The 26,483-nt window shown below is 73.2% G+C and carries 29 protein-coding genes; 7 read left to right on the forward strand and 22 right to left on the reverse strand.

Annotated features, from left to right (window positions below):
- The first annotated feature begins 64 nt into the window (after positions 1–64).
- The 3 genes from ACH4T9_RS22790 to ACH4T9_RS22800 all read left to right on the forward strand — a co-directional run bounded on the left by ACH4T9_RS22790 (position 65) and on the right by ACH4T9_RS22800 (position 5,092).
- Positions 65–1,555, forward strand: a complete 1,491-nt coding sequence (locus tag ACH4T9_RS22790; protein ID WP_396671714.1) for a 3' terminal RNA ribose 2'-O-methyltransferase Hen1 — start codon at positions 65–67, stop codon at positions 1,553–1,555.
- Positions 1,552–4,074 carry a polynucleotide kinase-phosphatase gene (locus ACH4T9_RS22795; protein WP_396671715.1) on the forward strand — a complete coding sequence of 841 codons (2,523 nt, stop codon included), beginning with the start codon at positions 1,552–1,554 and terminating at the stop codon, positions 4,072–4,074. The genes ACH4T9_RS22790 and ACH4T9_RS22795 overlap by 4 nt, the downstream gene beginning before the upstream one ends.
- Positions 4,075–4,171: 97 nt before the next feature.
- Positions 4,172–5,092: a DedA family protein gene (locus ACH4T9_RS22800; protein ID WP_396671716.1), complete on the forward strand. Its 921-nt coding sequence runs from the start codon at positions 4,172–4,174 to the stop codon at positions 5,090–5,092.
- Between the two features lie 208 nt (positions 5,093–5,300).
- Here ACH4T9_RS22800 and ACH4T9_RS22805 read toward each other — a convergent pair whose 3' ends face one another.
- From ACH4T9_RS22805 to ACH4T9_RS22885, 17 genes are all read right to left on the reverse strand, one after another.
- Positions 5,301–5,678 carry a helix-turn-helix transcriptional regulator gene (locus ACH4T9_RS22805; RefSeq protein ID WP_007454255.1) on the reverse strand — a complete coding sequence of 126 codons (378 nt, stop codon included), beginning with the start codon at positions 5,676–5,678 and terminating at the stop codon, positions 5,301–5,303.
- Between the two features lie 57 nt (positions 5,679–5,735).
- On the reverse strand, positions 5,736–6,275 hold the full coding sequence (gene pyrE, locus ACH4T9_RS22810; protein ID WP_396671717.1) for an orotate phosphoribosyltransferase: 540 nt from the start codon (positions 6,273–6,275) through the stop codon (positions 5,736–5,738).
- A gap of 166 nt (positions 6,276–6,441) precedes the next feature.
- A complete protein-coding gene (locus ACH4T9_RS22815) occupies positions 6,442–7,251 on the reverse strand; it encodes an SDR family NAD(P)-dependent oxidoreductase (RefSeq protein WP_396671718.1) in 810 nt (269 codons plus the stop codon).
- Between the two features lie 8 nt (positions 7,252–7,259).
- Positions 7,260–7,865, reverse strand: coding sequence for a hypothetical protein (locus ACH4T9_RS22820; protein ID WP_396671719.1), 606 nt, complete (start codon positions 7,863–7,865; stop codon positions 7,260–7,262).
- 126 nt (positions 7,866–7,991) lie between these two features.
- Positions 7,992–8,972 (reverse strand): hypothetical protein, encoded by a 981-nt coding sequence (locus ACH4T9_RS22825; protein ID WP_396671720.1) that lies wholly within the window; start codon positions 8,970–8,972, stop codon positions 7,992–7,994.
- A gap of 58 nt (positions 8,973–9,030) precedes the next feature.
- A complete protein-coding gene (locus ACH4T9_RS22830) occupies positions 9,031–10,053 on the reverse strand; it encodes a hypothetical protein (protein WP_396672064.1) in 1,023 nt (340 codons plus the stop codon).
- Positions 10,054–10,093: 40 nt separating this feature from the next.
- The gene (locus ACH4T9_RS22835; protein ID WP_396671721.1) at positions 10,094–11,686 is read right to left on the reverse strand and encodes a polyamine aminopropyltransferase; all 1,593 of its coding nucleotides are present in this window, start codon (positions 11,684–11,686) and stop codon (positions 10,094–10,096) included.
- Positions 11,683–12,465: a hypothetical protein gene (locus tag ACH4T9_RS22840; protein ID WP_396671722.1), complete on the reverse strand. Its 783-nt coding sequence runs from the start codon at positions 12,463–12,465 to the stop codon at positions 11,683–11,685. Before ACH4T9_RS22840 ends, ACH4T9_RS22835 begins: the two co-directional genes overlap by 4 nt.
- On the reverse strand, positions 12,465–12,887 hold the full coding sequence (locus ACH4T9_RS22845) for a DUF350 domain-containing protein (protein ID WP_396671723.1): 423 nt from the start codon (positions 12,885–12,887) through the stop codon (positions 12,465–12,467). The genes ACH4T9_RS22840 and ACH4T9_RS22845 overlap by 1 nt, the downstream gene beginning before the upstream one ends.
- Positions 12,888–12,922: 35 nt before the next feature.
- Positions 12,923–13,351 carry a DUF4247 domain-containing protein gene (locus ACH4T9_RS22850; protein ID WP_350880472.1) on the reverse strand — a complete coding sequence of 143 codons (429 nt, stop codon included), beginning with the start codon at positions 13,349–13,351 and terminating at the stop codon, positions 12,923–12,925.
- Positions 13,352–13,406: 55 nt separating this feature from the next.
- Complete coding sequence (locus tag ACH4T9_RS22855) at positions 13,407–13,910, reverse strand: DUF2617 family protein (RefSeq protein ID WP_396671724.1); 504 nt, start codon at positions 13,908–13,910, stop codon at positions 13,407–13,409.
- A 3-nt stretch (positions 13,911–13,913) separates the two neighbouring features.
- Positions 13,914–14,546 (reverse strand): DUF4178 domain-containing protein, encoded by a 633-nt coding sequence (locus ACH4T9_RS22860; protein WP_396672065.1) that lies wholly within the window; start codon positions 14,544–14,546, stop codon positions 13,914–13,916.
- A gap of 83 nt (positions 14,547–14,629) precedes the next feature.
- Entirely contained in the window at positions 14,630–15,511 is an 882-nt protein-coding gene (locus ACH4T9_RS22865; RefSeq protein WP_396671725.1) for a hypothetical protein, read from the reverse strand.
- Positions 15,512–15,580: 69 nt separating this feature from the next.
- Positions 15,581–15,952 carry a hypothetical protein gene (locus tag ACH4T9_RS22870; RefSeq protein WP_396671726.1) on the reverse strand — a complete coding sequence of 124 codons (372 nt, stop codon included), beginning with the start codon at positions 15,950–15,952 and terminating at the stop codon, positions 15,581–15,583.
- Positions 15,953–16,043: 91 nt separating this feature from the next.
- Positions 16,044–18,632, reverse strand: coding sequence for an ATP-dependent chaperone ClpB (gene clpB / locus ACH4T9_RS22875; protein WP_396671727.1), 2,589 nt, complete (start codon positions 18,630–18,632; stop codon positions 16,044–16,046).
- 161 nt (positions 18,633–18,793) lie between these two features.
- On the reverse strand, positions 18,794–19,045 hold the full coding sequence (locus tag ACH4T9_RS22880) for a hypothetical protein (RefSeq protein WP_396671728.1): 252 nt from the start codon (positions 19,043–19,045) through the stop codon (positions 18,794–18,796).
- Positions 19,042–19,410 carry a DivIVA domain-containing protein gene (locus ACH4T9_RS22885; protein ID WP_396671729.1) on the reverse strand — a complete coding sequence of 123 codons (369 nt, stop codon included), beginning with the start codon at positions 19,408–19,410 and terminating at the stop codon, positions 19,042–19,044. The genes ACH4T9_RS22880 and ACH4T9_RS22885 overlap by 4 nt, the downstream gene beginning before the upstream one ends.
- Before the next feature lie 307 nt (positions 19,411–19,717).
- Here ACH4T9_RS22885 and ACH4T9_RS22890 point away from each other — a divergent pair, with 307 nt between their 5' ends.
- Positions 19,718–19,936, forward strand: a complete 219-nt coding sequence (locus ACH4T9_RS22890; RefSeq protein WP_350880456.1) for a winged helix-turn-helix domain-containing protein — start codon at positions 19,718–19,720, stop codon at positions 19,934–19,936.
- 107 nt (positions 19,937–20,043) lie between these two features.
- Here ACH4T9_RS22890 and ACH4T9_RS22895 read toward each other — a convergent pair whose 3' ends face one another.
- Positions 20,044–21,144 (reverse strand): hypothetical protein, encoded by a 1,101-nt coding sequence (locus tag ACH4T9_RS22895; protein ID WP_396671730.1) that lies wholly within the window; start codon positions 21,142–21,144, stop codon positions 20,044–20,046.
- 32 nt (positions 21,145–21,176) lie between these two features.
- On the opposite strand from ACH4T9_RS22895, the gene ACH4T9_RS22900 reads away from it, so the two are divergent.
- From ACH4T9_RS22900 to ACH4T9_RS22910, 3 genes are all read left to right on the forward strand, one after another.
- Complete coding sequence (locus ACH4T9_RS22900) at positions 21,177–21,677, forward strand: cation:proton antiporter regulatory subunit (RefSeq protein WP_396671731.1); 501 nt, start codon at positions 21,177–21,179, stop codon at positions 21,675–21,677.
- A 7-nt stretch (positions 21,678–21,684) separates the two neighbouring features.
- Complete coding sequence (locus tag ACH4T9_RS22905; protein WP_396671732.1) at positions 21,685–22,890, forward strand: cation:proton antiporter; 1,206 nt, start codon at positions 21,685–21,687, stop codon at positions 22,888–22,890.
- A gap of 181 nt (positions 22,891–23,071) precedes the next feature.
- On the forward strand, positions 23,072–23,503 hold the full coding sequence (locus ACH4T9_RS22910) for a hypothetical protein (RefSeq protein ID WP_396671733.1): 432 nt from the start codon (positions 23,072–23,074) through the stop codon (positions 23,501–23,503).
- Positions 23,504–23,578: 75 nt separating this feature from the next.
- Here the strand turns inward: ACH4T9_RS22910 and ACH4T9_RS22915 are convergent, their stop codons facing one another.
- The 4 genes from ACH4T9_RS22915 to grpE form a co-directional block, all read right to left on the reverse strand.
- A complete protein-coding gene (locus tag ACH4T9_RS22915) occupies positions 23,579–23,800 on the reverse strand; it encodes a hypothetical protein (protein WP_396671734.1) in 222 nt (73 codons plus the stop codon).
- A 172-nt stretch (positions 23,801–23,972) separates the two neighbouring features.
- Positions 23,973–24,407 (reverse strand): heat shock protein transcriptional repressor HspR, encoded by a 435-nt coding sequence (locus ACH4T9_RS22920; protein ID WP_396671735.1) that lies wholly within the window; start codon positions 24,405–24,407, stop codon positions 23,973–23,975.
- A 32-nt stretch (positions 24,408–24,439) separates the two neighbouring features.
- Positions 24,440–25,627, reverse strand: a complete 1,188-nt coding sequence (dnaJ, locus tag ACH4T9_RS22925; RefSeq protein WP_396671736.1) for a molecular chaperone DnaJ — start codon at positions 25,625–25,627, stop codon at positions 24,440–24,442.
- Between the two features lie 79 nt (positions 25,628–25,706).
- Complete coding sequence (grpE, locus tag ACH4T9_RS22930; RefSeq protein ID WP_396671737.1) at positions 25,707–26,450, reverse strand: nucleotide exchange factor GrpE; 744 nt, start codon at positions 26,448–26,450, stop codon at positions 25,707–25,709.
- Positions 26,451–26,483: the final 33 nt, after the last annotated feature.

The raw sequence follows: 26,483 nt of genomic DNA on the forward strand, positions 1-26,483 counted from the left end.
GCGCCCACCTTCGCGGGCCTAAAACGGGACGACGCAAGATCGAAGTCCCTGACACCATGGGTGGGTGCTGCTCACCCTGACCACCACCCACCGGCCGGCGACCGACCTCGGGTACCTGCTGGTCAAGCACCCGGACCGGGTGCACTCCTTCGAGCTGCCCGTAGGCGTCGCGCACGTGGTCTACCCCGAGGCGGACGAGGGGCGCTGCACCGTGGCCCTGCTGGTCGACGTGGACCCGCTGCGGCTGGCCGGCGGTCGCGGCAAGAATCGGGGCCAGCCGACCGCCCCGGACGGCTTCACCCTCGGCCAGTGGGTCAACGACCGCCCGTACGCCGCGTCGAGCCTGCTCGCCTCGGCGCTGGCCAGGGTGTTCCGGTCCGCCCTGCGCGGCGAGTCCCGGGACCGGCCGGAGCTGGCCGCCGCCGAGATCCCGCTGGAGATCCGGGTGCCCGTGCTGCGCTGCCGGGGCGGCGCCGACCTGGCCGCCCGGATGTTCGCGCCGCTGGGCTGGGCGGTGGCGGCCGACCCGATCCCGCTCGACGAGACGTACCCGGAGTGGGGCGACAGCCGGTACGTCGACCTGACGCTGACTGGCACGCTGCGGCTCGCCGACGCGCTGAACCACCTGTACGTGCTGCTGCCGGTGCTCGACGACGCGAAGCACTACTGGGTTGCGCCGGACGAGATCGACAAGCTGCTCCGGGCGGGTGCCGGCTGGCTGGCCGGCCACCCGGAGCGGTCCACCATCACCCGCCGCTACCTGGCCCACCGCCGGGCCCTGGCCGGGGAGGCCATGGCCCGCCTCGCCGAGCAGCGGCTGGCCGAGGAGCCGCCCGCCGACAGCGTGGCCGAGGCCGAGGCCGACGGCGGGGAGGCCGCGCGCCGGCCGTCGCTGGCGGTACGCCGCCGGGAGGCGGTGCTCGCCGCCCTCGCGGCCAGCGGGGCGACCCGGGTGTTGGATCTCGGCTGCGGCGGCGGGGCGCTGCTGTCCGCCCTGGTGGGCGACCGCCGGTACACCGAGGTCGTCGGCACCGACGTGTCCGCCCAGGCGCTGACGCTGGCCGAGCGCCGGCTGCGGCTGGACCGGCTGCCGGAGCGGCAGCGGGACCGGATCCGGCTGTGGCAGTCCGCCCTGACCTACCGGGACGACCGGCTGCGCGGGTACGACGCGGCGGTGCTCATGGAGGTCGTCGAGCACGTCGACCTGCCCCGCCTGCCGGCGCTGGAGGACGCCGTGTTCGGCCACGCCCGGCCCGCCACGGTCGTGGTGACCACGCCGAACGCCGAGCACAACGTCCGCTACGAGGGGCTGGGCGCGGGGCGGTTCCGGCACCCGGACCACCGCTTCGAGTGGACCCGCGCGGAGTTCGCCGCCTGGGTCGACCGGGTCACCACCACGCACGGCTACACCGCGACGATCGGCGGGATCGGCGACGACGACCCCGAGGTCGGCGCCCCCACCCAGCTCGCCGTGTTCACCACTGAACCGACGAATGCCACGGCGCAGCCGAAGGCCACAACGGAGACGACCGCACCGAAGGAGGCGGGCCGATGATCGACATCCCCGAGCTGGCCCTGGTGGCGCTGGTCGGCGTCTCCGGTTCCGGCAAGTCCACCTTCGCCCGGCGACACTTCGCCCCGAGCCAGGTGCTCTCCTCCGACGCGTTCCGGGCGCTGGTCGCCGACGACGAGAACGACCAGTCGGCGTCGGCGGACGCGTTCGACGCGCTGCACCACGTCGCCGGGATCCGGCTGCGGCGCGGCCGGCTCACCGTCGTGGACGCCACCAACCTCCAGCCGCACGCCCGCGCCGGGCTGGTCCGGGTGGCCCGGGAGCACGACGTGCTGCCGGTAGCGATCGTGCTGGACGTGCCGGAGGCGCTGGCCTGGGAGCGGACGCAGGCCCGCACGGACCGCACCTTCGGCCGACCCGTGCTGGCCCGGATGCAGCGGGACCTGCGCCGGTCGTACAGCCAGCTGGCCCGGGAGGGCTTCCGCAAGGTGCACGTGCTGCGCGGCGTCGAGGAGATCGACGCGGCGGAGATCCGGTTCGAGAAGCTGTTCAACGACCGGCGGGACCTGACCGGACCGTTCGACATCGTCGGCGACGTGCACGGCTGCCGCGAGGAGTTGGAGGCGCTGCTGCTCCGGCTCGGCTACGGCCTGCGCCGCGACGACGCGGGCCGCCCGGTGGACGCGGCGCATCCGGCTGGTCGTACCGCCGTCTTCGTGGGTGACCTGGTGGACCGCGGCCCGGACTCCCCCGGGGTGCTCCGCCTGGTGATGGGCATGGTGGCGGCCGGGCACGCGATCTGCGTGCCGGGCAACCACGAGCAGAAGCTGCTGCGCAAGCTGCGCGGCGCGGACGTGCGGCTCACCCACGGCCTGCCGGAGACGCTGGCCCAACTGGCGGCGGAGCCGGACAGCTTCGTGGCCGAGGCGACGGCCTTCATCGACGGCCTGGTCAGTCACTTCGTGCTGGACGGCGGCCGGCTGGTGGTCGCGCACGCCGGGTTGAAGGAGGAGTACCACGGCCGCGCGTCGGGCCGGGTCCGCGCGTTCGCGCTGTACGGGGAGACCACCGGCGAGGTCGACGAGTACGGCCTGCCGGTGCGCTACCCGTGGGCGCGCGACTACCGGGGCTCGGCCATGGTCGTGTACGGGCACACGCCCGCCCCGGAGCCGGAATGGGTGAACAACACGATCTGCGTCGACACCGGTTGCGTCTTCGGCGGGAAGTTGACCGCGCTGCGCTACCCGGAGCGGGAGCTGGTCTCCGTCGGCGCGGTGCAGGAGTGGTACGCCCCGGCCCGGCCGCTGGTCGCGCCGGTCCCGGCCCGCCCGGACACGGTGCTGGACCTGCGCGACGTCTCCGGCCGACGGCACGTCGAGCACCCGTACGGGACGCTGACCGTGCCGGCGGAGAACGCCGCCGCCGCGCTGGAGGTGATGAGCCGGTTCGCGGTCGACCCGAGCTGGCTGACCTGGCTGCCGCCGACGATGGCGCCGTGCTCGACGTCGACGGTCGAGGGATTCCTGGAGCACCCGGCGCAGGCGTTCGCCGACTACCGGTCGGCTGGCGTCGACCGGGTGGTCTGCGAGGAGAAGCACATGGGCTCGCGTGCCGTGGTGCTGGTCTGCCGCGACCCCGACGGCGGCCCGTTCGGGCCGGGCGGCGGCGTGGTGCACACCCGCACCGGCCGGCCGTTCTTCGGCCCGCCGCTGGACGGCGAGCTGCTGGACCGGGTCCGGGCGGCGGTGACCACGGCGGGGCTGTGGGCGGAGCTGGGCACCGACTGGCTGCTGCTGGACTGCGAGCTGCTGCCCTGGTCGGCGAAGGCGGGCGGGCTGATCCGCGAGCAGTACGCGAGCGTGGGCGCGGCCGGTCGGGCCGCCCTGCCGGCGGTGCTGGCCACTCTGGACGCGGTGGCCGGTCGGGGCCTGCCGGTCGGGGAGCTGCGGGAGCGGATGGCCGTCCGGTCCGTGGAGGTCGAGGCGTACTCGGCGGCGTACCGGGCGTACGTGGCGCCGACTGACGGGCTGCGCGGGGTGACCCTCGCCCCGTTCGTGGTGCTCGCCTCCGCCGGGGCCAGCCACGCCGACCGGGACCACGGCTGGCACCTCGACCTGGCCGACCGGCTGTGCGCCGCCGACCCGGGATTGTTCACCCTCACCCGGCGGCGGGTCGTCGACCTGGCCGACGCCTCGGCCGAGGCCGACGCCACCGACTGGTGGCTGGCGCTGACCGGCGGCGGCGGGGAGGGCATGGTGGTCAAGCCGTACGCCGGGCCGGCCGCCCGGTCCTCGCGGGGGTCGCTGCTCCAGCCGGGGATCAAGTGCCGGGGCCGGGAGTACCTGCGGATCATCTATGGCCCCGGGTACACCGGGCCGGAACAGCTCGCCGCGCTGCGCCGACGGTCGCTGGGCCGCAAGCGGGGGCTGGCCCTGCGGGAGCATGCCCTCGGGCTCGCCGCCCTGGACGCGCTGGCGACGGGCGCCCCGCTCTGGCGCCGCCACGAGCTGGTCTTCGCCATCCTGGCCTGCGAGTCCGAGCCGGTCGACCCCCGCCTGTGACGGTGGTCGAAGGGCTGGCCGAGGGCGCGGCCCGGCACCGTCCCGGGTGGACCGGGGCGGTGCCGGGCGGGAGCGGAACCGGGGTTCGGTACCCTGTGTGGCCGTGGACACAGCAGAGAAGGCACGGGCGGCCGTCGAGACCGTCGCCCTGAATCCGCTCGACCCGAAGGAATTGCTCCATACCTTCGGGCTGATCGGTGTCTGGGTGATCCTGTTCGCCGAGACGGGGCTGCTCGTCGGCTTCTTCTTCCCGGGCGACTCGCTGCTGTTCCTGGCCGGCGTCGCCGCATCGCCGGTGGCGGACGCGATCTTCGGCGACGGCACCCGGATCTCCCTGATCGGGCTGCTGATCGGCGGGCCGATCTGCGCGATCGTCGGCGCCCAGCTCGGGCACTGGCTCGGCGCGCGGTACGGCCGGCGGATGTTCGAGCGCCCCAACTCCCGGCTGTTCAAGCGGGAGTACGTGGAGAAGGCGGAGTACTACTTCCAGAAGTTCGGCCCGGCCAAGGCCGTGGTGCTGGCCCGGTTCATCCCGATCGTCCGCACGTTCCTCAACCCGGTGGCCGGGACGCTCGGCATGCCGGCCAGGCAGTTCCTGCTCTGGAACGTCGTCGGCGCGATCCTCTGGGTGGACGGCATCCTGCTGATCGGGTACCTGCTCGCCGAACAGATCTACAACGCGATCGGCGACAAGATCGACCGGTACATCCTGCCGGTGGTCGCGCTGATCATCTTGATCTCGGTGCTGCCGATCTTCTTCGAGTTCCTCCGCGACCGGCGGGCCCGCAAGCGCGGCGAGGTGATGACCGTGGTGGCGGCGGCGAGCGCCGCCGGCGCGATGGAGGCCGTCCGGGACACCGTGGAGCACCACCGTCACCACCACGCCCACGACCGGTCGCCGCAGCAGCCGAACGGGCAGCAGCAGGCACCGCAGCAGCAGTACCCCCAGTACGGGCAGCAGGAGCCGCAGCAGCCACACGATGGCGGCCGGTGGCCGGAGCAGGGCAGGGGCCGCTGACGGCGCGATCCGTCCCGGCGTACGCCGATGGCCGGCCCCGAGCTGCGGGACCGGCCATCGGTCGAGGCCGTGACGGATCGACGGCGGACGAATCAACGAGGCAACTGCCGGTGACGCGGCCCCGCGTCACCGCCCGGTGGTGGCGCCACCCCTGACACGCCACCCGATGCCGACCCGAGGCGGGACGGCCCGGAACAGAGCCTTGTCGTCAGCGAGCCTTCTTGGTGGCCCGCTTGCGCGGCGGGGTGAGCAGATCCGCGATCGTCGCGATCGCGGACGGCACCAGCCGGTAGTACGCCCAGACACCGCGCTTCTCCCGCTCCAGCAAGCCGGCCTCGGTGAGGATACGCAGGTGGTGACTGACCGTCGGCTGGGAGAGGCCGAGCGGTGCGGTCAGGTCGCACACGCACGCCTCGCCCTCGGGCGCCGACTGGATCAGGCTGAGCAGCCGCAGCCGAGCGGGGTCCGCGAGGGCCTTGAGGACCCCCGCAAGCCGCTCGGCGTCGGCACGTTCGATCGGCTCGCCGGCAAGCGGCGAGATCTGAGGCATGGTCATTTCAGCCAACGCAGTTCCCACGTATTCCATCCTTCCACCAGCAGCATCGATCCGCCTGCATATCAGCAGATCCGAATCGGCAAACTTTTAGGCCACAAGGCCGAGGTCAGCCAACGTATAGGCCGCCCGATACGGCAGTCCGGCGGCTCGCACCGCGTCGCCGGCGCCACGATCAACAATAACCGCAACACCCACCACTTCGGCCCCGGCCTCGCGCAACGCTTCAACCGCGGTCAGCACGCTGCCGCCGGTGGTTGACGTGTCCTCGACCGCCAACACCCGCCGTCCAGCCACGTCCGGTCCCTCGATGCGGCGTTGCAGACCATGAGCCTTACCCGCTTTACGGACGACAAAAGCATCGAGCGACCGGTCGGTCGTCGACGCGGCGTGCAGCATTGCGAGGGCGACGGGGTCGGCGCCCAGGGTCAGGCCACCGACGGCGTCGTACTCCCAGTCGGAGGTCAGGTCGAGCAGTGCTCGACCGACCAGCGGTGCGGCCTGGTGATGGAGCGTGACACGCCGCAGATCGACGTACCAGTCCGCCTCCTGGCCCGACGAGAGCACCACCCGCCCGTGGACCACGGCTAGGTCGTTGATGAATTTGCGCAGGTCGTCGTGGTCCCCCATGGCGATAGAGGTTACTGCGCAAGTCTGGGAGCCGTGTGTCGGGTCCACCCGATCAGCCCTGCGGGCGACCGATGGTTGGCGATGTTCGGCTACTCTGTGCGACCGCTGCCGCCGGGCAGGGGCGGACACCTGCCGCCGGGCCCGACGAAAGGCACTGTGCCGTAGGTCAGCCGGCGCGGCGGTCGTCGCGACCGCGGGTGTCCCGGGCGAACCGGCGCAGCAGGCTCCGCGGCGCGTGCCGGACCCCGGCGACGGCCAGCTTGTAGCGCCGCGACGGAACACTTACGGAGCGGCCTTTCCGCAGGTCACGAAGGGCTTCGTCGACCACCTGTCCGGCCTGGAGCCACATGAAACGGGGGGTCCCGGACATGTCGATCCCGAGCCGTTCGTGCGCGCCGGTGCGGGTGTAGCCGGGACACAGGGCCATCACGCGCACCCCGGACGCGGCGGTGGTCAGGTCGACGGACTCGCTGAACGCGGTGACCCACGCCTTGCTGGCCGGGTACGTCGAGCCGGGCATGACCGGCCCGAAGCCCGCAACCGAAGAGACATTTATCACTGCCCCGTGGCCCCGGCGGGTCATCGGGCCGACCGCGGCGAGGGTCAGCCGCAGCACGGCGTGCACGTTCAGCCGCAGCAAGCGTGACTCGTCGGCGACGGAGGAGCTCAGGAAGGGCTGGTTGAGGCTGATCCCGGCGTTGTTGACCAGCAGCTCGACCGGGCTGCCCTCGGCCAGCCGGCGTTCCACGGCGGCGCAACCGTCGTCGGTGGACAGGTCCGCCGCGATCACCTCGGCCGGACGGCCGTACCTGCCGGTCAGTTCCGCGGCGACCGCCGCCAGCCGCGCGGCGTCGCGCGCCACCAGCACGAGGGCCCAACCGTCGGCGGCCAGCCGGCGCGCGAACTCCGCGCCGATACCGGCGGTCGCGCCGGTGACCAGCGCGCGGCGCTCGGCGGGAACCTGCTCTGCCGTCACGGGTGTCCTCAGCGGCTCGGGTACAGGGGCACGGCCGGCACGGGACGGCCTCGGCGGAACCACGCGTTGGCGGCCGGCAGGGTCAGCAACGCGGTTACCACAAGGTAACCGAGTATCTGGCCGGCGGAAAGGGCCGCGTTGGCCGGGATCCACCAGGACGGGTAGGCGTCGCCGAGGAGCCCGAGCAGCTCGGCGGTGGTGGCCTGGTCCCTCCCGGACAGCCGCAGCGGAACGGCCCGCTGGCCGACCAGCGCCGCGAGCCCGCAACAGCCGAAGGCCAGGCCCAGTCCGCAGACCACCCAGGTCGCCACGCGGGCCCCGGGCCGGCCGGCGAACAGGCCGAACGCCAGCCCGACGAGCACGACGCCGACCAGCACGGTCAGCGCCGCCGACACCCCCACCGCCAGCCGCAACAGGGTGACCAGGCCGTCGATCTCCCCGGAACCGACGGTGGTGCCGGCCGCCGCCGCCCGGAACCGGTCGACGGTGCCGCCGAGGGCGACCAGACCGGCGACCGCGTAGGCCAGCGCGCCGACGGCCATCAGCACCAGCACCGCCGCCGCCAGCCCCACGGCCGCGGGGCGACGGGGCTGCGCCTGATCGGGGTACGACACGACAGATCCCTCCGGTAGGCGTCCGTGTGGAACCTACTCGGAGGGATCGTCGATGTCGCCGTTATCCGGCGTGCCCAGTCCGCCACCCGGGCTGCGCCGGCCGACGGCCTGGGCGGTGTCCGGTGCTCAGTCCGACGACGACGATCCACCGCCGGAGGACGATCCGGAGTCGCCGCCACCGCCGGAGGACGATCCGGAGTCGCCGCCGGACGGCCCGGAGTACCCGCCGCTCGTGGACGGCCCCGAGTCGCCCCACTGGCCCGGCCCGGACGGGTCCGGCCGGTCGGACGAGGACGGCCCCGGGGTCGGCTGGTCCGGGTACGGAGTCGGCTGGTCCGGGGAGGACGGGCCGGGGGTCGCGTGCGGGTGGGTCGGCTGGCCGGGCTGGCCCGGACCGTGCGGGTAGCCGGGTGCCGCCGGGTAGCCGGGGGTCTGCGGATACGCCGGGGCCTGCGGGTAGCCCGGGTTCTGTGGGTAGCCCGGATTCTGGGGGTAGGCCGGGTAGGCGGCACCCGGAACCGGGGGCTCCCAGCCCTGCTGCGGCTTACGGAAGAACTCGTTCGCGGCCGGCAGGGCCAGCAGGATCAGCGCGGTCAGCAGGGCGAGCAGCGCGACGACGGCGAGCAGGGTGCTGACCGGCGTCAGCCACGAGGGCAGCTCCTGCTCCAACCGGCGCTGGATCTCCTCCGGACTCGGCGCGTCGCCGGAGGTCTGGCCGCTGCCGGCGAAGCCGCCGGCGAGCCCGCTGATCAGGTTGCTGCCGGTGCAGCAGACCAGGATGCCGCCGACCACCCAGGTGGTGATCCGGGCGCCGTTACGGCCCCGGTTGTTGAGCATGGCCAGCACCACCAGCCCGATCCCGATGAGCAGGACCAGGATGGCCCCACCGATGCCGATCGCGACGGTGAAATCCGCCAGCGCGTCGGCGCCGTTGGCGTCAGTGCCCGAGTACGCGTCGTGCAGCACGTCGCGGGTGGTGCCGATGGTGGTCAGCGTCAGGATCAGCTGGATCACCTGGATCGCGGCGACGAGGATCAGCAGGTAGCTGGAAATGGTGACGACGGCCGGACGTGTCCGGGCCGGCGGTGGGCTGTGGGGGTCGACCACGGCGCTCCTTCCCTGGAGTCGGGTTCACACCGTATCCAGTACGGGCCAGCCCGGCACGTCAGACTGTGCGGGGCGCGCCGGACGCGGACGCATGCCGCTCGGCTTCCCGGCGCAGCTGCCGGTGCTCGGCGGTCACCACGGCGAGCAGGAACAGGTCGGCGCCCACCGCGGTGACCGCGCCGAACTGGTTGACCGTGAAGTTGAAGATCTGCCCGAACAGCAGGTCGACCAGGATCGCCAGCTTGAACAGCCGGAACGCATCGACCGGGTCCCGGCGCAGCCGGAACGCCGCCGTGACGCTGAGCACGGCGGTGACCAGCGCGGACGCCGAGACGCCGAGCACCGCGCCCCACTCCCGCTCCTGGTCCAGCGCGCCGGTCACCCCGTCCAGCAGCACGCCGATCAGGGTCAGGGCCGGCGCCGCCACCAGGTAGACCACCACCAGGCTGACCAGCCAGCGCTGGGCGGTCAGCCCGATGACGAACCGGCGGAGCCGGGCCAGCCAGGGCTGCCAGAACCGGGGCGGCGGCGGCTCCCGGCGGGGCACCGCGTCGAGCAGCCCGGCCACGGCGGCCTCGGTCAGCGCCCCGGAGCCCCGGGCCAGCCGGAGCACCTCGGCCCGACGCCGGTCGGTGAGACCGTTGATCAGGCCGCCGAGCACGGCGTCCAGGGCGTTCGCGGTGCGCTCGGCGGGGAGCAGCCGGGTCCGGCCGCGTACCGCCTGGGTGATGACCACGAGCAGGGCGAAGACGCCGTAGATGATGCCGGCTGCCGGGGCGTAGAAGTAGTCCGTGCCGGTGGTGACGAACTTTCCCACCTCGTCGATGAACAGGCCGAATCCGATGCCGCCGAGGATCGCGCCGGTCATCCGGGCCGCGCCGCCGAGGAAGACCAGCGCCACGCCGAGGCCGGCGGTCATCAGCAGGCCACCCCAGAGCACGTGCGCGATGTGCAGGCCGCCGCCGCCGAGCTGCGGGTAGTCGGTGGCCTGGAGGTACGCCCGGATGAGCAGCACAGAGGCCACCCCGGACAGGACGAACGCCTGGAGGTACGCCGCAGCAGCCTCCGCCCGGGGCGGCATCCACCGGCGACGCGACGGTCCGCGCACCATGGCAACGACCCTAGTAGCCGCGCCACTCGGCGCGGGCGTACTCCAGCACGCGGGGCCGCAACAGGGTCGAGGCGGGCAGGTCGATCCGGCTCCGGTCGGCGGGGAAGTTCGCGGCCGACGCCAGCGTCCCGGCGGTGAGGAAGCGCAGCCCTGACGCGTCGGCCGGCAGCGCCAGCCCCGGCGGGGTGCCCCCCGGCGCGGCGAGCACGAACCCCCAGTCGCCGAAGCTCGGCACGTCGACGTGGTACGGCACGGTGGCGAAGCCGGCCTCCCGCACCGACGCCTCGATCGACCAGTACGACCGGGGCGCGAAGTACGGCGAGCCGGACTGCACGACCAGCCGTCCGCGCTCGGCGAGCACCGCCCGGATCAGCTCGTAGAACTCGACGGTGTAGAGCTTGGCGGTGGCCGTCTCGTCCGGGTCGGGGAGGTCGGCGACCACCACGTCGAACCGCTCGGTGGCGGCGCGCAGCCAACCGAACGCGTCGACGTTGACCACCCGCACCCGGGGGTCGGCGAACGCGTCGCCGTTGAGCCGGCGTAGCTGCGGCTCGCTGCGGGCGAGCGCCACCACGGCCGGGTCGAGGTCGACCACGGTCACCCGGCGCACGTCGGGGTAGCGCAGGATCTCCCGGACCGCGAGCCCGTCCCCGGCGCCGAGCACCAGCACCTCGCCGCGGGGGCCGTTCAGCGCGGGGTGCACCAGCGCCTCGTGGTAGCGGTACTCGTCGACCGAGCTGAACTGGAGGTCGCCGTTGAGGAACAGCCGCAGGTCGGTGTCGGCGTGGCCGACCTCCCGCACCGAGCGGGTGAGCACGATCTCCTGGTACCGGCTGCGCTCGGCGTGCACCACCGGGTCCCGGTAGAGCTGCTGCCGGGCGGTCACCTCGAAGTCGTGGGCGGTGATCCACGCGTACCCGAGGCAGAGGGCGACCACGACGGAGCCGGCGCCGACCGCGATCCGCGCCCGGCGGCTCAGCTCGGCGCGGAACACCGTGCAGACCAGCGCGACGCCGGCCACCGCGTTCACCGCGCCGACCACCAGGGCACCCTTGAGCTGGCCGAAGACGGGCATCAGCAGGAACGGGAAGGCGAGCCCGCCGAGCAGTGCGCCGACGTAGTCGGCGGCGAACAGGTCGGCCACCGCGCTGCCGGCGGACTGTTCCCGGATGCGTTGCAGCATGACCATCAGCAGCGGGATCTCCGCGCCGATCAGCAGGCCGAGCACGAACGCGGTGCCGACCAGCGCCGGACCGTACAGGTCCAGCCAGGCGAAGGCGGCGTACAGGCCGAGCACCGACAGCCCGCCGAGCAGGGCCAGGGCCAGCTCGACCAACGCGAACGCGGCGGCGGCCCGGGACTGCAACGGCTTGGCGGCGAGCGCGCCGACGCCCATCGCGAAGACCATCACGCCGAGCACGATCGACGCCTGGCCGACGGTGTCGCCGATCAGGTAGCTGCCGAGGGCGACGAGGGCCAGCTCGTACACCAGGCCACAGGCGGCGCAGACGAAGACCGCGACCAGCACCGCCGCGCGGGACAGCCGCCAGCGCGGCCGGGCGGTGGGGCCGCCGTCGGCCGCCGCCGGCGCCTCGGTGGTCATGCCCTCCCCCGGGTACGCCCGGCGGGCGCCTGGGCGCGCTGCCGACTGCGCCGCACGAACCCGACGGTGAACAGCAGCGCGGCGACCAGCAGCAGCCCGGCGGTGGCGAGCAGCCAGCCCCACCGGTCCCGCCAGAAGTCGCTGCCCGCGGCCGGCAGCGGCGACGCCGAGGAGCCCGGCGCGGCGGCCGGGGTGGCGGCGGGCTCGGCCACGCCGGCCTCGGCGACCAGCAGGGGCAACGCCACGGCCGCCCGGCAGACCGCCCAGCCGGGGTCGTCGACGAAGGCGTCGTCGTCCAGCCCGAACCGCTGCAGCCCGTTCTCCACGGCGTACAGGTCGGAGCGGTCGATGTCGGTCGAGCCCGTCACGTCGACGGTCGCCGAGTCACTGCTCTCGCTGCTCTCCGAGGTGTACCTGACCTCGGCGGTCACCTCGACCCAGCGCGGGCAGGCCGGGTTGTCGACCACGGCCACCCCGTCGCCGAGGTTGGAGCCGACGCTGACCACGGAGCCGTAGTAGCTCTCCAGCCGCCAGCCGTAGCAGATGCCCTGGCTGGTGGCGGCCTGCGCGAGAATCGGCACGGTGTCGGCGCGCTCGTCGGTCGCCGGGGCGGGGACGGTGGTGCCGCCGGAGTCGCCGTTGAGGACGCCGACGCCGATGCAGCCACCGACCACGACGACGGTGACCAGGCCGACGATCCAGCCGGAGGCGGCCGAGGACGTCGCCTTCGCCGTCGGCTTGCCCGGCCGGCCGCGACCCCGGTGAGCTGCGGAGGCCATCAGCTGATCGCGGCGGCGATGATCGCGCCGGTGGCGAGGTGCACCACGGCCGACACCCACACGGCGGGGTGCGGCTCCGGGTCGACGAGCAGCTCACCGAGCCGGCCCGGGGTCACCGCGTCGAGCAGCAGGAACGCGGCGGCCATGATGACCAGGCCGACGATCCCGTACGCCGTCGCGCCGACCAGACCGATGAGGAAGTCGTCCTCGCTGGCCACGATCGCCGCGACCACGATGGTGCCGACGCCGAGCAGGTTGGAGGAGAGCAACAGCGCGGCGTTGCGGTTGCGCTCGGTCCAGATCAGCTCGTGGAGCTTGCCGGGGGTGGCCACGTCGACCAGCCCGTAGCCGATGCCCATCAGGACGACGCCGACCACGCCGTAGGCGAGGGTGACCAGCAGATCGATGACGAGGTTCTGCACAGGAGGGCTCCAGGGTGAGGGGGTCGGTCGTCGGGCTACTTGCCGGTGCCGGGGCCGCCGCCCCGGACGGTGCTGCCGCGTCCCCAGCCCCAGTGCGACCCGACGGTCGAGTGGTAGCGGGGGTAGGCGGTGGTCATGCGTTCGAGCAGGATCACCGAGCCGGCGGCGATCGGCAGGATCACCACCGAGTCGTCGTCGTAGCGCAGATAGACGCCGCTGCCGTCGATGTACTGGTCGGCCGGCTTCCAGGCGTCGGTCATCTCGTCGGCGACCTGGCTGGGCGACTTCGACGAGGTGTACGCTGCGGCGTTCCCGCCGATGTCCCGGCTCGCCGCCCGGGTGTACCTGTCCTCCACGTAGCCGCGTGGGGAGAAGTTGCCGTAGAAGATCGCGAAGGCGGCGATCAGCGCACCGATCACGGCGACCGCCGCTCCCACCACGAACCAGGGTCGGTACGTCTTCACAGGGTCGCCTCCGTTCCCGACTGCGGGGCTCGCAAACCCGACTCACTCCTCGCGCTCACAGGGAAACCACCGTCTCGGTCAGGACCAGCTCGTTGGTCTGGGGGTACGCGTGCCAGGTGCGCCAGGAGACCGTCCCGTCCGGCGGATCCGGTCGGACCGCGAGGGCGGTCACCGCGTCCGCGTCGCCCGGGAAGACCCCGACCAGGGCGTACGGGTCGCCGGCCAGTTCTGCGCGGAGCGCGGCGACCCGGTCGCTCAGCTCCGTTCCGGCCGGCCGCAGCACCGTGGCGGTGAACCGGTAGCCGTTCGCCTCGTCCAGCCTCGTGGCGGGCAGCTCGGGCGGGCTGCCGGGCAGGCAGGCCACGGTCTCGGTCAGCTCGGTGCCCGCCGCGCGGAGCACCACCTGGTGGGAGGCGCCGAGCAGGCGCAGCCGCAGCCGGACACCGGCGGGCAGGTCGAGGTCGAGCACGTGCAGCGCGGGGCGCTCCGCGTCGCCGAGGGCGAGGCTGAGGTCGGCGGCGCTGGTGTCGACGTACGGGGTGTCGAGGGTGACCAGCACGGGTCAGCTCACCTTCCCGGGGCCGGCCTGCGGGTAGATCATCACCTCGGAGCGGTGCAGCACCTCGCCCCGCGCCACCTCCCACGCGGCGTTGCCGTACGCCTCGAAGGAGAGCCGGAGGGCGCCCGGGCCCCGGTAGTCGTGATAGCGCATGGCGCCGGACGGGTCAAGGCCGGTGGTCCCGGTGCCGGTGAAGAGCGCGTGCCCGGACTCGTTGCTGGTGTACCGGTGGCCGTCGAGGTCGACGGTCGGCGCGCCCGGCGTGAGGGTGAGCGCCGGGTCGGTCGTCCAGAACACCAGCTCCAGGTCCGGGTCCTCCTCGACGGAGAGCCAGAGCTGGCCGCCGCCGGCGTCGTCGAGCAGGTGCTCCGACCAGGCCCAGCTGCCCTCCTTGAGCAGCACCGAGCCGCGCACCGCGTACGGCCTCCCACGGATCTCGACGATGTCGCCGGGGCTCAGCCGGCGCGGGTCGCCCCGCAGCGCGTCGGCGTCCCGGTCGCGGAACGGGTCGGTCGGGCCGGGGTGCCGGGGCGGCTTGGTCCGGCTCCGCCGAATCGCCACCACGGCGATGACGATCCCGGCCACCCCGATGAGGCAGCCCGCCGCCGTCACCAGATATGCCACCGATCCGTTCAATCCGATCGCCTCCCCAGTTGCGTCGGCGGAGACGGTAACAACCCTGCGCACGTCGGGGAACCTCGCGATCGCTGAGTAGGGGCTCAGCTACCTGGCGCTGCGGGCGGATCGGGGACCGGGGGACCGGCCGGCGCGGGGGTCGAACCGGGCGGCACCGACGCCGGACCGGCCGGGCCGGGCGACGTCGGGGGGTGGGCGAGGTGCAGGGCCGGGTCGGGGCAGATCAGGTACCCCGGCGGGACCGGGTACCCGGCCGGCACCCAGGCGCCCGCCGGCGCGACCGGCGGGAGCGGGGCGGTGGGCCAGCCGACGTAGGGCACCGGACCGGCCGGCGGCTGCGCCCGAGGGCGGAAGTACCGGTTCGCGGGCGGCAGGGAGAGCAGCAGCACCACGGTCGCGGTGAGCAGCAGCGCGGTCAGCGCGCTGATCCCGATGATCGGGAAGATCACATCGTCGTGTGACTCCTGCCGGCCGTACAGGGTCTCCAGGAACCTCGACTCCTGCCAGAAGTCATCCCCGGGGAGCGGCTCCCCCTCGGGGCCCATCTCCTCGGAGAACCCGAGCGCGAGGACGAGCGGGAACAGCAGCGTGCTGGAGCACGCCGGACCGAGACAGAGCAGCAGTTGCCCACCGCCGGAGACGAAGACCAGGATGCGCGCGACGTTGCGCCCTCGCAGCAGCGGTAGTGCGGTGCCGGCGAGCCAGCCGGCGAGCAGCAGGACGGGAATGCCCATGAAGAGGGTGCCGAAGACGTTGGTGTCCCGCTCGTCGCGCACCTCGGCGGGGTCCGCGTCCGGCACCAGCCGGGCCACCCGGCTGATCTCGCCGTCGAAGCGCACCGCCTCGTACACCATCAGGGCGACCAGTCCGAGCAGGATCAGCACGGTGGCGATCTGGAGCCAGCAGGCGACGACGACCGAGGTCGGTCGGGGCGGACGGACCGGGGCGGCCACGGGTGCGGTCATGGCAGGACCGTACGGCCGGCGGCCGGTGGGTGTCAGCCCCGATCGGTCAGCGTCGACCCGGCTGGTCGATCAACCCTCGGCGAGCCGGGCGGCGGCGTACTCGCCCAGCCGGCTCCGGCCCATGACGCAGCCGCCGAAGGTGGTGAACTCGGCCGGCTCGTCGCGCAGTGACTCCCACGCCGCCCGCGCGCCCGCCGGGTCGACCCGGCCGAGCAGCGTCGCCGCGTACGCCCGACCGGCTGGCGAGCCGTGTTCCAGCAGCCGGTCGACCTTCCGCCGGGCCTGCTCCGGGTGCGCGTCGAGCTGCCGCTCGACCTCCCGGTACGCCTCGGTCACCGGCAACAGCGTGCCGGCGAAGCCCACCCCGCCGAACGCGAGGGTGTCGGCCTTCGCCAGCTCCCGCACCGCCGCGTCGAGCTCCTTGTTTCCGCGTCCGAACATGCCCACCTCCATACCCCGATCGGGCGAAGAGGCCCCCTGTCAACGCCAGAACGTTGCACCGGGGGCCCCTTCCGACACCTGGGCGGCGGCGTCAGGCGGTGACGGTCAGGCCGTCCCTGCCGTCGGCCAGGTCGACCCTCACCGTGTCGCCGTCGCGGACCGTGCCGGAGAGCAGCGCCCTGGCGAGCTGGTCGCCGATGGCGGACTGCACCAGCCGGCGCAGCGGCCGGGCCCCGTAGATCGGGTCGTACCCGTGCTCGGCGAGCCAGCCGCGGGCCGCCTCGGTGATCTCCAGGCCGAGCCGGCGGTCGGCCAGCCGCCGACGCATCCGCTCAAGCTGGATGTCCACGATGGCCCGCAGGTCGTCCCCGTGCAGCGCGGCGAAGACCACGATGTCGTCGAGCCGGTTGAGGAATTCCGGCTTGAAGTGCGACCGGACCACCGCGAGGACGCCTTCCCGGCGCTGTTCCTCGGCCATCGTCAGGTCGCTGATCACCGACGACCCGAGGTTGGACGTGAGGATCAGGATCGCGTTGCGGAAGTCCACCGTGCGGCCCTGGCCGTCGGTGAGCCGACCGTCGTCGAGCACCTGGAGCAGCACGTCGAACACGTCGGGGTGGGCCTTCTCCACCTCGTCCAGCAGGATCACGGAGTACGGCCGGCGGCGCACCGCCTCGGTGAGCTGGCCGCCCGCCTCGTAGCCCACGTACCCGGGCGGGGCGCCGACGAGGCGGGCGACGGAGTGCTTCTCGCCGTACTCGCTCATGTCGATGCGGACCATGGCCCGCTCGTCGTCGAAGAGGAACTCCGCGAGCGCCTTGGCCAGCTCGGTCTTGCCGACGCCGGTCGGGCCGAGGAACAGGAAGCTGCCGGTCGGGCGGTCCGGGTCGGCGACGCCGGCCCGGGCCCGGCGGACCGCGTCGGAGACTGCGGCGACGCCCTCGGCCTGGCCGACGACCCGCGAGCCCAGCGACTCCTCCATCCGGAGCAGCTTGGCGGTCTCGCCCTCCAGCAGCCGGCCGGCGGGGATGCCGGTCCAGGAGGCGACCACGGCTGCGATGTCGTCCGCGCCGACCTCCTCCTTGAGCATCGCGCCCTCGGCCTGGAGCCGGGCCAGCTCCTCCTCGGCCTTCGCCAGGTCGGCCTTGAGCTCGGGAATCCGGCCGTAGCGCAGCTCGGCGGCCCGCTCCAGCTCGCCGTCGCGCTCGGCCCGCTCGGCCTCGCCGCCGAGCCGCTCCAGCTCCTCCTTGGCCGTGGAGAGCCGGGTGATGTGGTCCTTCTCCACATGCCAGCGCTCGGACAGCGCGGTGAGCTGCTCGCGCTTGTCGGCCAACTCCTTGCGCAGCCGCTCCAACCGCTCCGCAGAGGCGGCGTCCGGCTCCTTGGCCAGCGCCATCTCCTCGATCTCCAGCCGGCGCACCGCCCGCTCGATCTCGTCCACCTCGACCGGCCGGGAGTCGATCTCCATGCGCAACCGGGACGCGGACTCGTCAACGAGGTCGATGGCCTTGTCCGGCAGGAATCGCTCGGTGATGTACCGGTCGGACAGGGATGCGGCGGCGACCAGGGCGGCGTCCGTGATCCGTACCCCGTGGTGCACCTCGTAGCGCTCCTTGAGGCCGCGCAGGATGCCGATGGTGTCCTCGATGGTCGGCTCGCCGACCAGCACCGGCTGGAAGCGGCGCTCCAGGGCCGGGTCCTTCTCGATGTGTTCGCGGTACTCGTCGAGGGTGGTCGCGCCGACCATCCGCAGCTCGCCGCGCGCCAGCATCGGCTTGAGCATGTTGCCGGCGTCCATCGAGCCCTCGCCCTTGCCGGCACCGACGACGGTGTGCAGCTCGTCGAGGAAGGTGATGACCTGGCCGTTGGAGTTCTTGATCTCCTCCAGCACCGACTTCAGCCGCTCCTCGAACTGCCCCCGGTACTGCGCGCCGGCCACCATCGCGCCGAGGTCGAGCGAGACCAGCTTCTTGCCCCGCAGCGACTCGGGCACGTCGCCGGCCACGATCCGCTGGGCCAGCCCCTCGACGATCGCCGTCTTGCCGACGCCGGGCTCGCCGATCAGCACCGGGTTGTTCTTGGTACGCCGGGACAGCACCTGGATCACCCGGCGGATCTCGGAGTCCCGGCCGATCACCGGGTCGATCTTGCCGTCCCGCGCGCTGGCGGTCAGGTCGACGCCGTACTTGGTCAGTGCCTGGTAGGTCTGCTCCGGGTCGGCGGTGGTGACCCGCCGGTCCCCGCCCCGGACGGTCGGGAAGGCGGCGACCAGGTTCTCCTCGGTCGCGCCGGCGTTCTTCAGCGCGCTGGCGACCGCGCCGCCGACCCGGGCCAGGCCGGCGAGCAGGTGCTCGGTCGAGGTGTACTCGTCGCCCAGCGGCCGGGCGATCTGCTCGGCGGCGCCGATGGCGTTGACGAACTCGCGGGCCAGGGTGGGCTCGGCGAGGCTGGAGCCCCTGGCTGCCGGCAGGCCGTCGACCGCGCGCTGGGCGGCCCGGCGCAGCTCGGCGGGGTCGGCCCCGGCGGCGCGCAGCAGACCTGCGGCGGTCGACCCCTCGGTGTCCAGCAGCGACAGCAGCAGGTGCCAGGGCTCCACGGTGGCGTGGCCGCGCTGGTTCGCCAGCGCGACGGCACCGGTGATGGTTTCGCGGCTCTTGGTGGTGAGACGTTCCGTGTTCATGGGCTCCCCCGGATCGGCGTGTCCACTAGGAAGGACACACCCAGGGTTGAGCCTATTCCGCTCAACCCTGGGTGTGTGAGCTGGGTCACGTTCCGGCGCGCCTCCGGGGGCACCGGGCCGGACGGCCAACGGTCCGGATCGAGGAGCGGGCGCAGCCCCGATCAGCGGGGTACGCGGGCGGTGCAGGGCGTCTCGTGTTCGGCCCGCAGCACGCACCGCCGCCCACCATCGAGCCGGCGGTCGCAGAACACGCGGTGGCGTACCCCCTGGTCGTCCTCGGTCGAGACGGTGGTCTCGCCGGGATCGACGGGGGCGACGATGGCCAGCGAGCGGACGGCGGTCCGGGCCAGGATCTTGGCGCGGGCCAGGTCGGCCGCCGTCACCGGCAGATGGATGACGTACCGGCGGCTCACGGCCGCCGCCGGGCCAGGTCGCGCGCGGCGGGTGCCTGGCGGGACTGCCACTCCCGCAGCGCCGCCTTGATCCGGGCGACCTCCTCGCGGCTGCGCGCCAGCGCCGCGTAGGCGGCGGCCAGGTCGGCGGCGACCCGGTCGAGGAACTCGGCCACCTCCACCGGGTCCGCGCCGCTCCGGCGCGGCGTGAAGGTCCGGCTCCGCACCTGCCAGGGCCGCAGGGGAAGGCACGAGCGGTACGCGCCGGCCGGCGGCCGGTTGCGCGGACCGTGCCCGACGGGCCGGGCAGCACCGACGGGCCGGTGGGCTGCCGAGTACGGCCCGGCGTGCCGGCGGCTGAGCAGGGATCGCAGAAGTGCACGCACCACAGGCTGTCCTTTCCTCGACGACTCGGTGTGCGATGCCGGGAGGGGCGGTCGGTCGACATGGCCGACCGACCGCCCGGCCCTGCTCTCAACAGCCACCAAGCCGCAGGAGAGCAGGACCACGGGGAGGTCGGGACGGTCAACCGGGGAGTGCCGTCCCGCCTCGTCGAGCGCCCTCAGTGCCATCCGGGGGCGTTCAACAGCAACCTACAATCGGTACCGGTTGTAGGTCAACGACCAAACCCCCAATTGCTTGAGGTTGGAGGTGGTGCCGTGATCGAATGGGCATGCCATCCGGGGAGTGTGTATGCCCAAGCAGCAGTACCAGGTGCTCGCAGACGAGCTACGCAGCAAGATCGAATCAGGTGACTGGCCTCCCGGCGCGAAGCTGCCGAGTCGGTCGCAACTCTGCAAGGAGTACGGCGTGTCGGACACGGTGGTCGGGAAGGCCATGATGATCCTCCGAGCGACCGGGCTGACCGAGACACTCGAAGGGGTGGGCGTCTTCGTGGCGGAGAAGCAGTAGGTGCGGTTGGTAGCGCAGACGGGGCAGCTCCACAGGCGGTGAAACAGGGGCCCTCCCCGGCGCGGCACAACCGGTACGGGCAGCCGCCATCCGCACGAGCCGGCCGCTCAGGCGGGTTCCAGCACCACCCGCACCCAGTGGCGGCTGCCGACCGGCCCCGAGGCCAGCAGTACCTCGTCGGAGGTGCGGCCCAGCACCGTGCCGTCGTCCAGCAGGGTCAGGTGGTGCTCGGGGCCGACCGGCCAGTCGAGCCGGTCGTACCGGCCGTCGGCGACCACGCCCACGCCGTCCGGGCCGCTGACGGCGAACCGGCCGGTGGTCAGGGGCACCACCGAGAGCGCCCGCGCCGGATGCCCCTCGGCGGGCACGGGCAACCACCGGCCCAGGTATCGCCAGAAGGTGGGGAACCTCGTCCGGTCCGGTGGCCAGCCGATCAGCCGCGCCTCGCCGTCCGGCCCGGCCACCGGGCGCAGCATCCCGACCTCGCCGTCGGGGGCCGGCACCGCCGTCCGCTGCCAGCTCCGCCCACCGTCGGGGGAAACCGCGGCGTACGGCCTCCCGCCGTCGACGCCGGCCGCCACCAGCAGGCCACGGGTCTCGACGAGACCGTGCAGGCCGGGCACCGGCGGCTGGGCGGGCAGGTTTGTCATCCGCCGCCCCTGCCAGCGAACCGCCCGGCCGGTGGCCTCGTCGAGCTGGAACCGGCCCTGGGCGGCCTGCCAGGCGGCGGGGGCCCGCTCCCCGATGGCGTGCGCGAAGGTGACGCCGCCGTCGGTCGAGGTGTACCAGTCGCGGGGCTCGAAGTGGAGCGCCAACACGCCGGGGACGGCGTACAACTGCTGGCTGCCGGCGACCGGACGGGGATGTCGCCGCTGCTGCCAGGAACGCCCACCGTCCACCGTCGTGTAGAACAGCGCCGGGCAGTTCCGGTCCGGGGGCTCGCCTCCGCAGCTCGCGAAGAGGGCATATCCCTGCTCGGCGGTGACGAACTCGACGTACGGCGGATCGTACCGCCGGCCGACGGCGACCCGGACCTCGCGTACCTCGACGTCGGAGGTCGTGGGGGACGACGCCGGCGCGGTGGTCGCCGGACCGGGCGGAGGGACCGTCCGGTCCGGGGGTGGGCGACGGACCGGACCGATCGAACAGCCCGCCATCAGCGGTACGAGCAGCACAGCGACCGCCCATCGGAGGAGCCGACCATTCATCGACCCTCCCCTCAGCCGGTAGCCTTGCCCGCGTGCGAGTACGTGTCGAACAGACTGCCCTCCCTGGAATCGGAATGCGTCACGATCTGGTGACGGAATCCGGCCGCCGGCTCGGCGTGGTTTCCCACCGCAATGGCCGCCGTGACCTTGTCCTATATGACCCGGACGATCCCGACTCCTGCCAGGCCGACATACCTCTGACCGACGACGAGGCGGAGGCATTGGCAGACATCCTCGGCGCGTCGCTGATGCTCGGTCAACTCTCCGGACTCCGCGAGCAGGCCGCCGGGCTGCTCACCGAGCAGGTCGCCATCCCGGCCGGCTCGAAGTACGTCAACAGGCGGCTCGGCGACACCAAGGCGCGCACCCGGACCAGCGCCTCCATCGTTGCGGTGCTGCGCCACGGCGAGGTGATCGTCTCGCCGGACCCGACCTTCCGCTTCGAGGCCGGTGACGTGGTGGTCGTGGTCGGGACCCGCAAGGGGCTCGACGGCGTGACAGCCATCCTCGCCGACAACGATCCGGACGGCTGAGGCGCGGATGCACGAGACCACAACGCTGCTCATCGAGGTCGGTGCGCTGCTCTTCCTGCTTGGGCTGCTGGGGCGGCTCGGCCGGCGGATCGGCCTCTCACCCATTCCCCTCTACCTGCTCGCCGGGCTCCTCTTCGGGCACGGCGGTGTGCTGCCGCTGAACGCCAGCGAGGAGTTCTTCGCCGTCGGCGCGGAGATCGGCGTGATCCTGCTGCTGGTCATGCTCGGCCTGGAGTACTCGGCCGGCGAACTGGTCGGCAACCTGCGCTCGGCGGCGCCCGCCGGGCTGATCGACGGCGTGCTCAACGCGCTGCCCGGCGCGGCCTTCGCCTTCATGCTCGGCTGGGACTGGGTGGCCGCCATCGTGCTCGGCGGCATCACCTGGGTCTCCTCGTCCGGCGTGATCGCCAAGGTGCTGGCCGACCTGGGCCGGCTCGGTAACCGGGAGACGCCGGTGATCCTCTCGGTGCTGGTCATCGAGGACCTGGCGATGGCGCTCTACCTGCCGCTGCTCACCGCAGTGCTGGCCGGCAGCGGTCTGCTCGGCGGCGGCATCGCGCTCAGCGTCGCGGTCGGCACCGTCGTGCTGGTGCTCGTGGTGGCGATCCGGTACGGCCACCTGATCTCCACGGCCCTGTCGGCGAAGGACCCGGAGGCGCTGCTGCTCGGTGTGCTCGGGCTGACCCTGCTGGTCGCCGGCATCGCGGCCAAGCTTCAGGTGTCGGCGGCGGTCGGCGCGTTCCTCGTCGGCATCGCGCTGTCCGGGCCGGTGGCCCACCACGCCACCGAGATGCTCTCCCCGCTGCGGGACCTGTTCGCCGCCGTCTTCTTCGTCTTCTTCGGGCTGGTCACCGACCCGCGGGACATCCCGCCCGTGCTGCTACCGGCGCTCGCGCTGGCCGTGGTGACGATGGCCACCAAGACCCTGACCGGGTACCTGGCCGCCCGGCGGGTGGGGATCAAGGAGCCCGGACGGTGGCGGGCCGGACTGGCCCTGGTGCCACGCGGCGAGTTCTCCATCGTCATCGCAGGACTCGCCGTCGCCGCCGGCAGCGTCGAACCGAAGCTGGCCGCGCTGGCCACGGCGTACGTGCTGATCACCGTGGTGACCGGGCCGATGCTGGCCCGGCTGCCCGACTTCGCCTGGTTCAAGGTGTGGCTGCGGCAGCGGGCCCTCCGCCAGCGCACCGAGCCGCTGGTCAGCGCCGACTGATCCGCGACCCCGGCACGGGTACGGGCCGGGTCGGCCGTACGGCCGACCCGGCCCGTTCCATCGGTTGTCGAATTCGTGCCGCGGAGCCCTTCCGCTGGTCGGCGACCCCGGCTACCGTTCGCCCCAGCAGCCAGTCCGCGGCGGGCCGGTCCCCCCGCGTACGCAAGCGGAAGGTTGGCCGGTGAGCGTGCAGGAGTCGACGTTCCGCGGCTTCACGAATCCCGTCGACCCCTCTCCCTCGGAGCTGCGGGCGTGGGCCTACCAACCGGACTCCGTGCCGCTGACCTCGATGCCCCAGGACTGGGACCTGCTGGTCGCCGGGGACCACCTCGTGCAGACGCTCTTCGAGCTGGCGATGGACCCGGCCTGCCCGGCCCGCCGGTTCGCGCTGCACTGCCTCTACATCTACGCCGCCGACGGCATCCGGACGAACTTCCGCGCCCATCCCAAGCGGCGCTTCCGCAAGCTGGTCGAGCAGGCGGAACGGGCCGGCGACGAGCTGATGCACAACTGGGCGCACAACAGCCGGGTGCTGCTGGCCCGCCCGGACCTCTTCGCCTACCGGGACTGGTGCGAGGGCGGTCTGGTCCGGGAGAACCGCCGCATCGGCTGACCGGCCCGCATCCCGGGCACGCGAACGGGCCGGGTTCCCCCGTGGAACCCGGCCCGCACGTCGGCGCACCGGCCGTCAGGCGGCCGATCCACCGCGCCCTTCGCGCTGCTGGTCGCGCCGCACGTCGGCCCGCCCCTGGTCGACGCCGTGGTCGACCTGGTCGGCGAACCGGCCGTCCTTGATCCTGTCGGTGAACCGGCTCTCGGTAATCTTGTTGAACTGCTCCCGGGCGGACTTCGCGATCCGGTCGAGCCGCGCCTCCGCCTGCTGCGCCACCTTCTTGGCCGGTTCCGACATGGTCCCCCCTCGCCGGTGCGGTGGTTTCCAGCGGTGCTTATGGCCCGGATTGAACGTATAGGCCCTGATTCACAGGTTAACGGAACGGCCCGGTCCGCGCCGGGATACCGGGAAGCGGACCGGGCCGATGGAGCGGTCCGGAGCTGTGGAGCGGTGCGGCTGTGGCGGACAGTCAGCGGTCGCGGCGCGGGCGCCAGACCACCAGGGCGGTGGACGTGCGGGTGGTCGGCACCAGATCCCGACCGGGAAACCGGGCCAACGACTCCAGCTCGGCCACCCGGCGGTACGCGGCGTCGAGCTCCGCCTCCAGCCGGGCGATCCGCTGCTGCGCCTGCTCCACCAGATTCTCCAGGCCGATGATCCGCTTGACCCCGGCCAGGTTCACCCCCTCGTCCTGGCTGAGCCGCTGCACCTCGCGCAGCAGCACCACGTCCCGGACGCTGTAGCGGCGCCCGCCGCCGGCCGCCCGGCCGGCCTGCACCAGGCCGAGCCGGTCGTACTGGCGCAGCGTTTGCGGATGCATCCCCGCCATCCGCGCTGCCACCGAGATCATCAGGACCTTGGCCTCGTAGGCAGGGTCATCCGAGCCGGTGAACTCTCCCACCATCCCCGCTCACCTCCGTACGCACTCCAGCAGGCTTAACTGAACCGACGCACCCGGGCGTCGAGATGTTCCCGGGCGGCCGGCGGGGACTGCTCGGCGAACGCCTCCAGCGCCGCCCGTGCCTCGTCGGACACCCGTGCCGGTACCACCACGTCGAGCGTGACCAGCAGGTCGCCGGCCTGACCGTCCCTGCGCACCACGCCCTTGCCCCGGGCCCGCAGCACCCGGCCGCTTGGCGTGCCCGGCGGCACCCGCAGGGTCACCGTGCCGTCGAGCGTGGGGACCCGCAGGTCCGTGCCGAACACGGCCTCCGGGAAGGTGATCTGCACGGTCAGCGTCAGGTCGTCCCCGGTACGCCCGAACAGCTCGTCCGGTCGGACCTTCACGTGCACGAACAGGTCGCCGGCCGGGCCACCACGCTCGCCCGGCTCGCCGCGCCCGGCCAGCCGGATCCGCTGCCCGTCGGCCACCCCGGCGGGGAAGCGGACGTTCAGCGTGCGGGTCTTGGTGACCCCGCCGGTGCCGTGGCACTCCGGGCACTTCTCCTCAACGACCGTGCCCACGCCCTGGCAGTTGCGGCACGGCTCGGACAGGCTGAACGACCCCTGGTTCCGGGTGGTCACCCCGGCACCGTGGCAGACCTGGCAGGTCACCGGCTGGGTGCCGGGCTTCGCCCCGCTGCCGTGGCAGGTGTCGCAGATCCCGGGCGCGCGCAGGGTCAGCGGGAGGGTCACCCCGCGGACCGCGTCGTCGAAGTCGAGCGCCACCTCGGTCTCGATGTCCCGGCCCTTGGCGGGGCCACGAGGACGGGACGGGCCACCGGCTGCCCCGCCGCCCGAGAAGATCGAACTGAACAGGTCCTGGAAGCCGGCCCCGCCGAAGCGACGGTCACCGCCGCCGGCCGCGCCGCCGAACATGTCCGAGACGTCGAACGGCTGCCCACCGGGCCCGCCCGCTCCCCGGGCGTTACGCCGAAAGGCACCCGAGCCGAACAGCGAGCGCATCTCGTCGTACTCGCGGCGCTTGGCCTCGTCGCCGAGCACCGCGTACGCCTCGGAGGCTGCCTTGAACCGCTCCTCGGCCTGCGGGTCGCCGGGGTTGTGGTCCGGGTGCGACTCCCGGGCCAGCTTCCGGTACGACTTCTTGATCTCGTCCGGGGAGGCGGACTTCTGCACGCCCAGCGTGGCGTAGTAGTCCTTCTCGATCCAGTCCTTGGAACTCACCGGTCCACCCCCTTCCGCGGGACGTATCCCGGACGTCCCGCCCGCCCGGTACGGGCGGGCGGGACGGCGCGGGTCGGCACTACTCCGGGTCGGCGACCGCGACCATGGCCGGCCGCAGCAGCCGTTCGCCGAGCTGATAGCCCCGGCGCATGACCTGTACGCAGGTCGGTTCGGTCACGTCGGCGGAGGTTTGGTGGGCAACCGCCTCGTGTCGGGTCGGGTCGAACGGGTCGCCCTGCTCGCCGAACACGTTCAGGCCGAACCTGCCCAGCGCGGTGGTGAGCTGCTCGGCCACCGAACCGAACGGGCCCACCAGATCACCGTGCTCGCGGGCCCGGTCCAGGTCGTCCAGGATCGGCAGCAGCGCGGCGAGCACCGAGCCGGTCGCCTGCTCCTGGACCAGGCTGCGGTCCCGGTCCACCCGCTTGCGGTAGTTGGCGTACTCCGCCGTCACCCGCTGGAGGTCCCGGGTCCGCTCGTCGAGCTCGGCCCGCAGCCCCTCCACCTCCGCGCCGGGCGGCGCGCCGGTGGCCGGGGTGCCGCTCTCCACCGGCTGCGCCGGGGCGTCGACCACGGGCGGCCCGTCCACGGAGGCGGCCTCGACCTCGATCTCGTCGACCACGACCTCGGCGTCGGCGACCAGCCCCTCCGCCGGGACGTCCGCCCCGGCGTCGGTGGCGGCGGGCTCCTCCGACGTGTTGATTTTGCGGTTGTCACGGATGACGACCCGCGGCTGCTCGCCGGCGGACTGCCCGGCGGTCGCGGAGCCACCCGGCGCCGACCCGGTGGAGCCCGGGTCGGCGGCTCGTGGCTTCTCCGTCATGGGTTACCTCATCCCTCTGCCGTGAGTACGTGT

This window comes from Micromonospora sp. NPDC020750 (assembly GCF_044334565.1).
GTDB lineage: Bacteria > Actinomycetota > Actinomycetes > Mycobacteriales > Micromonosporaceae > Micromonospora.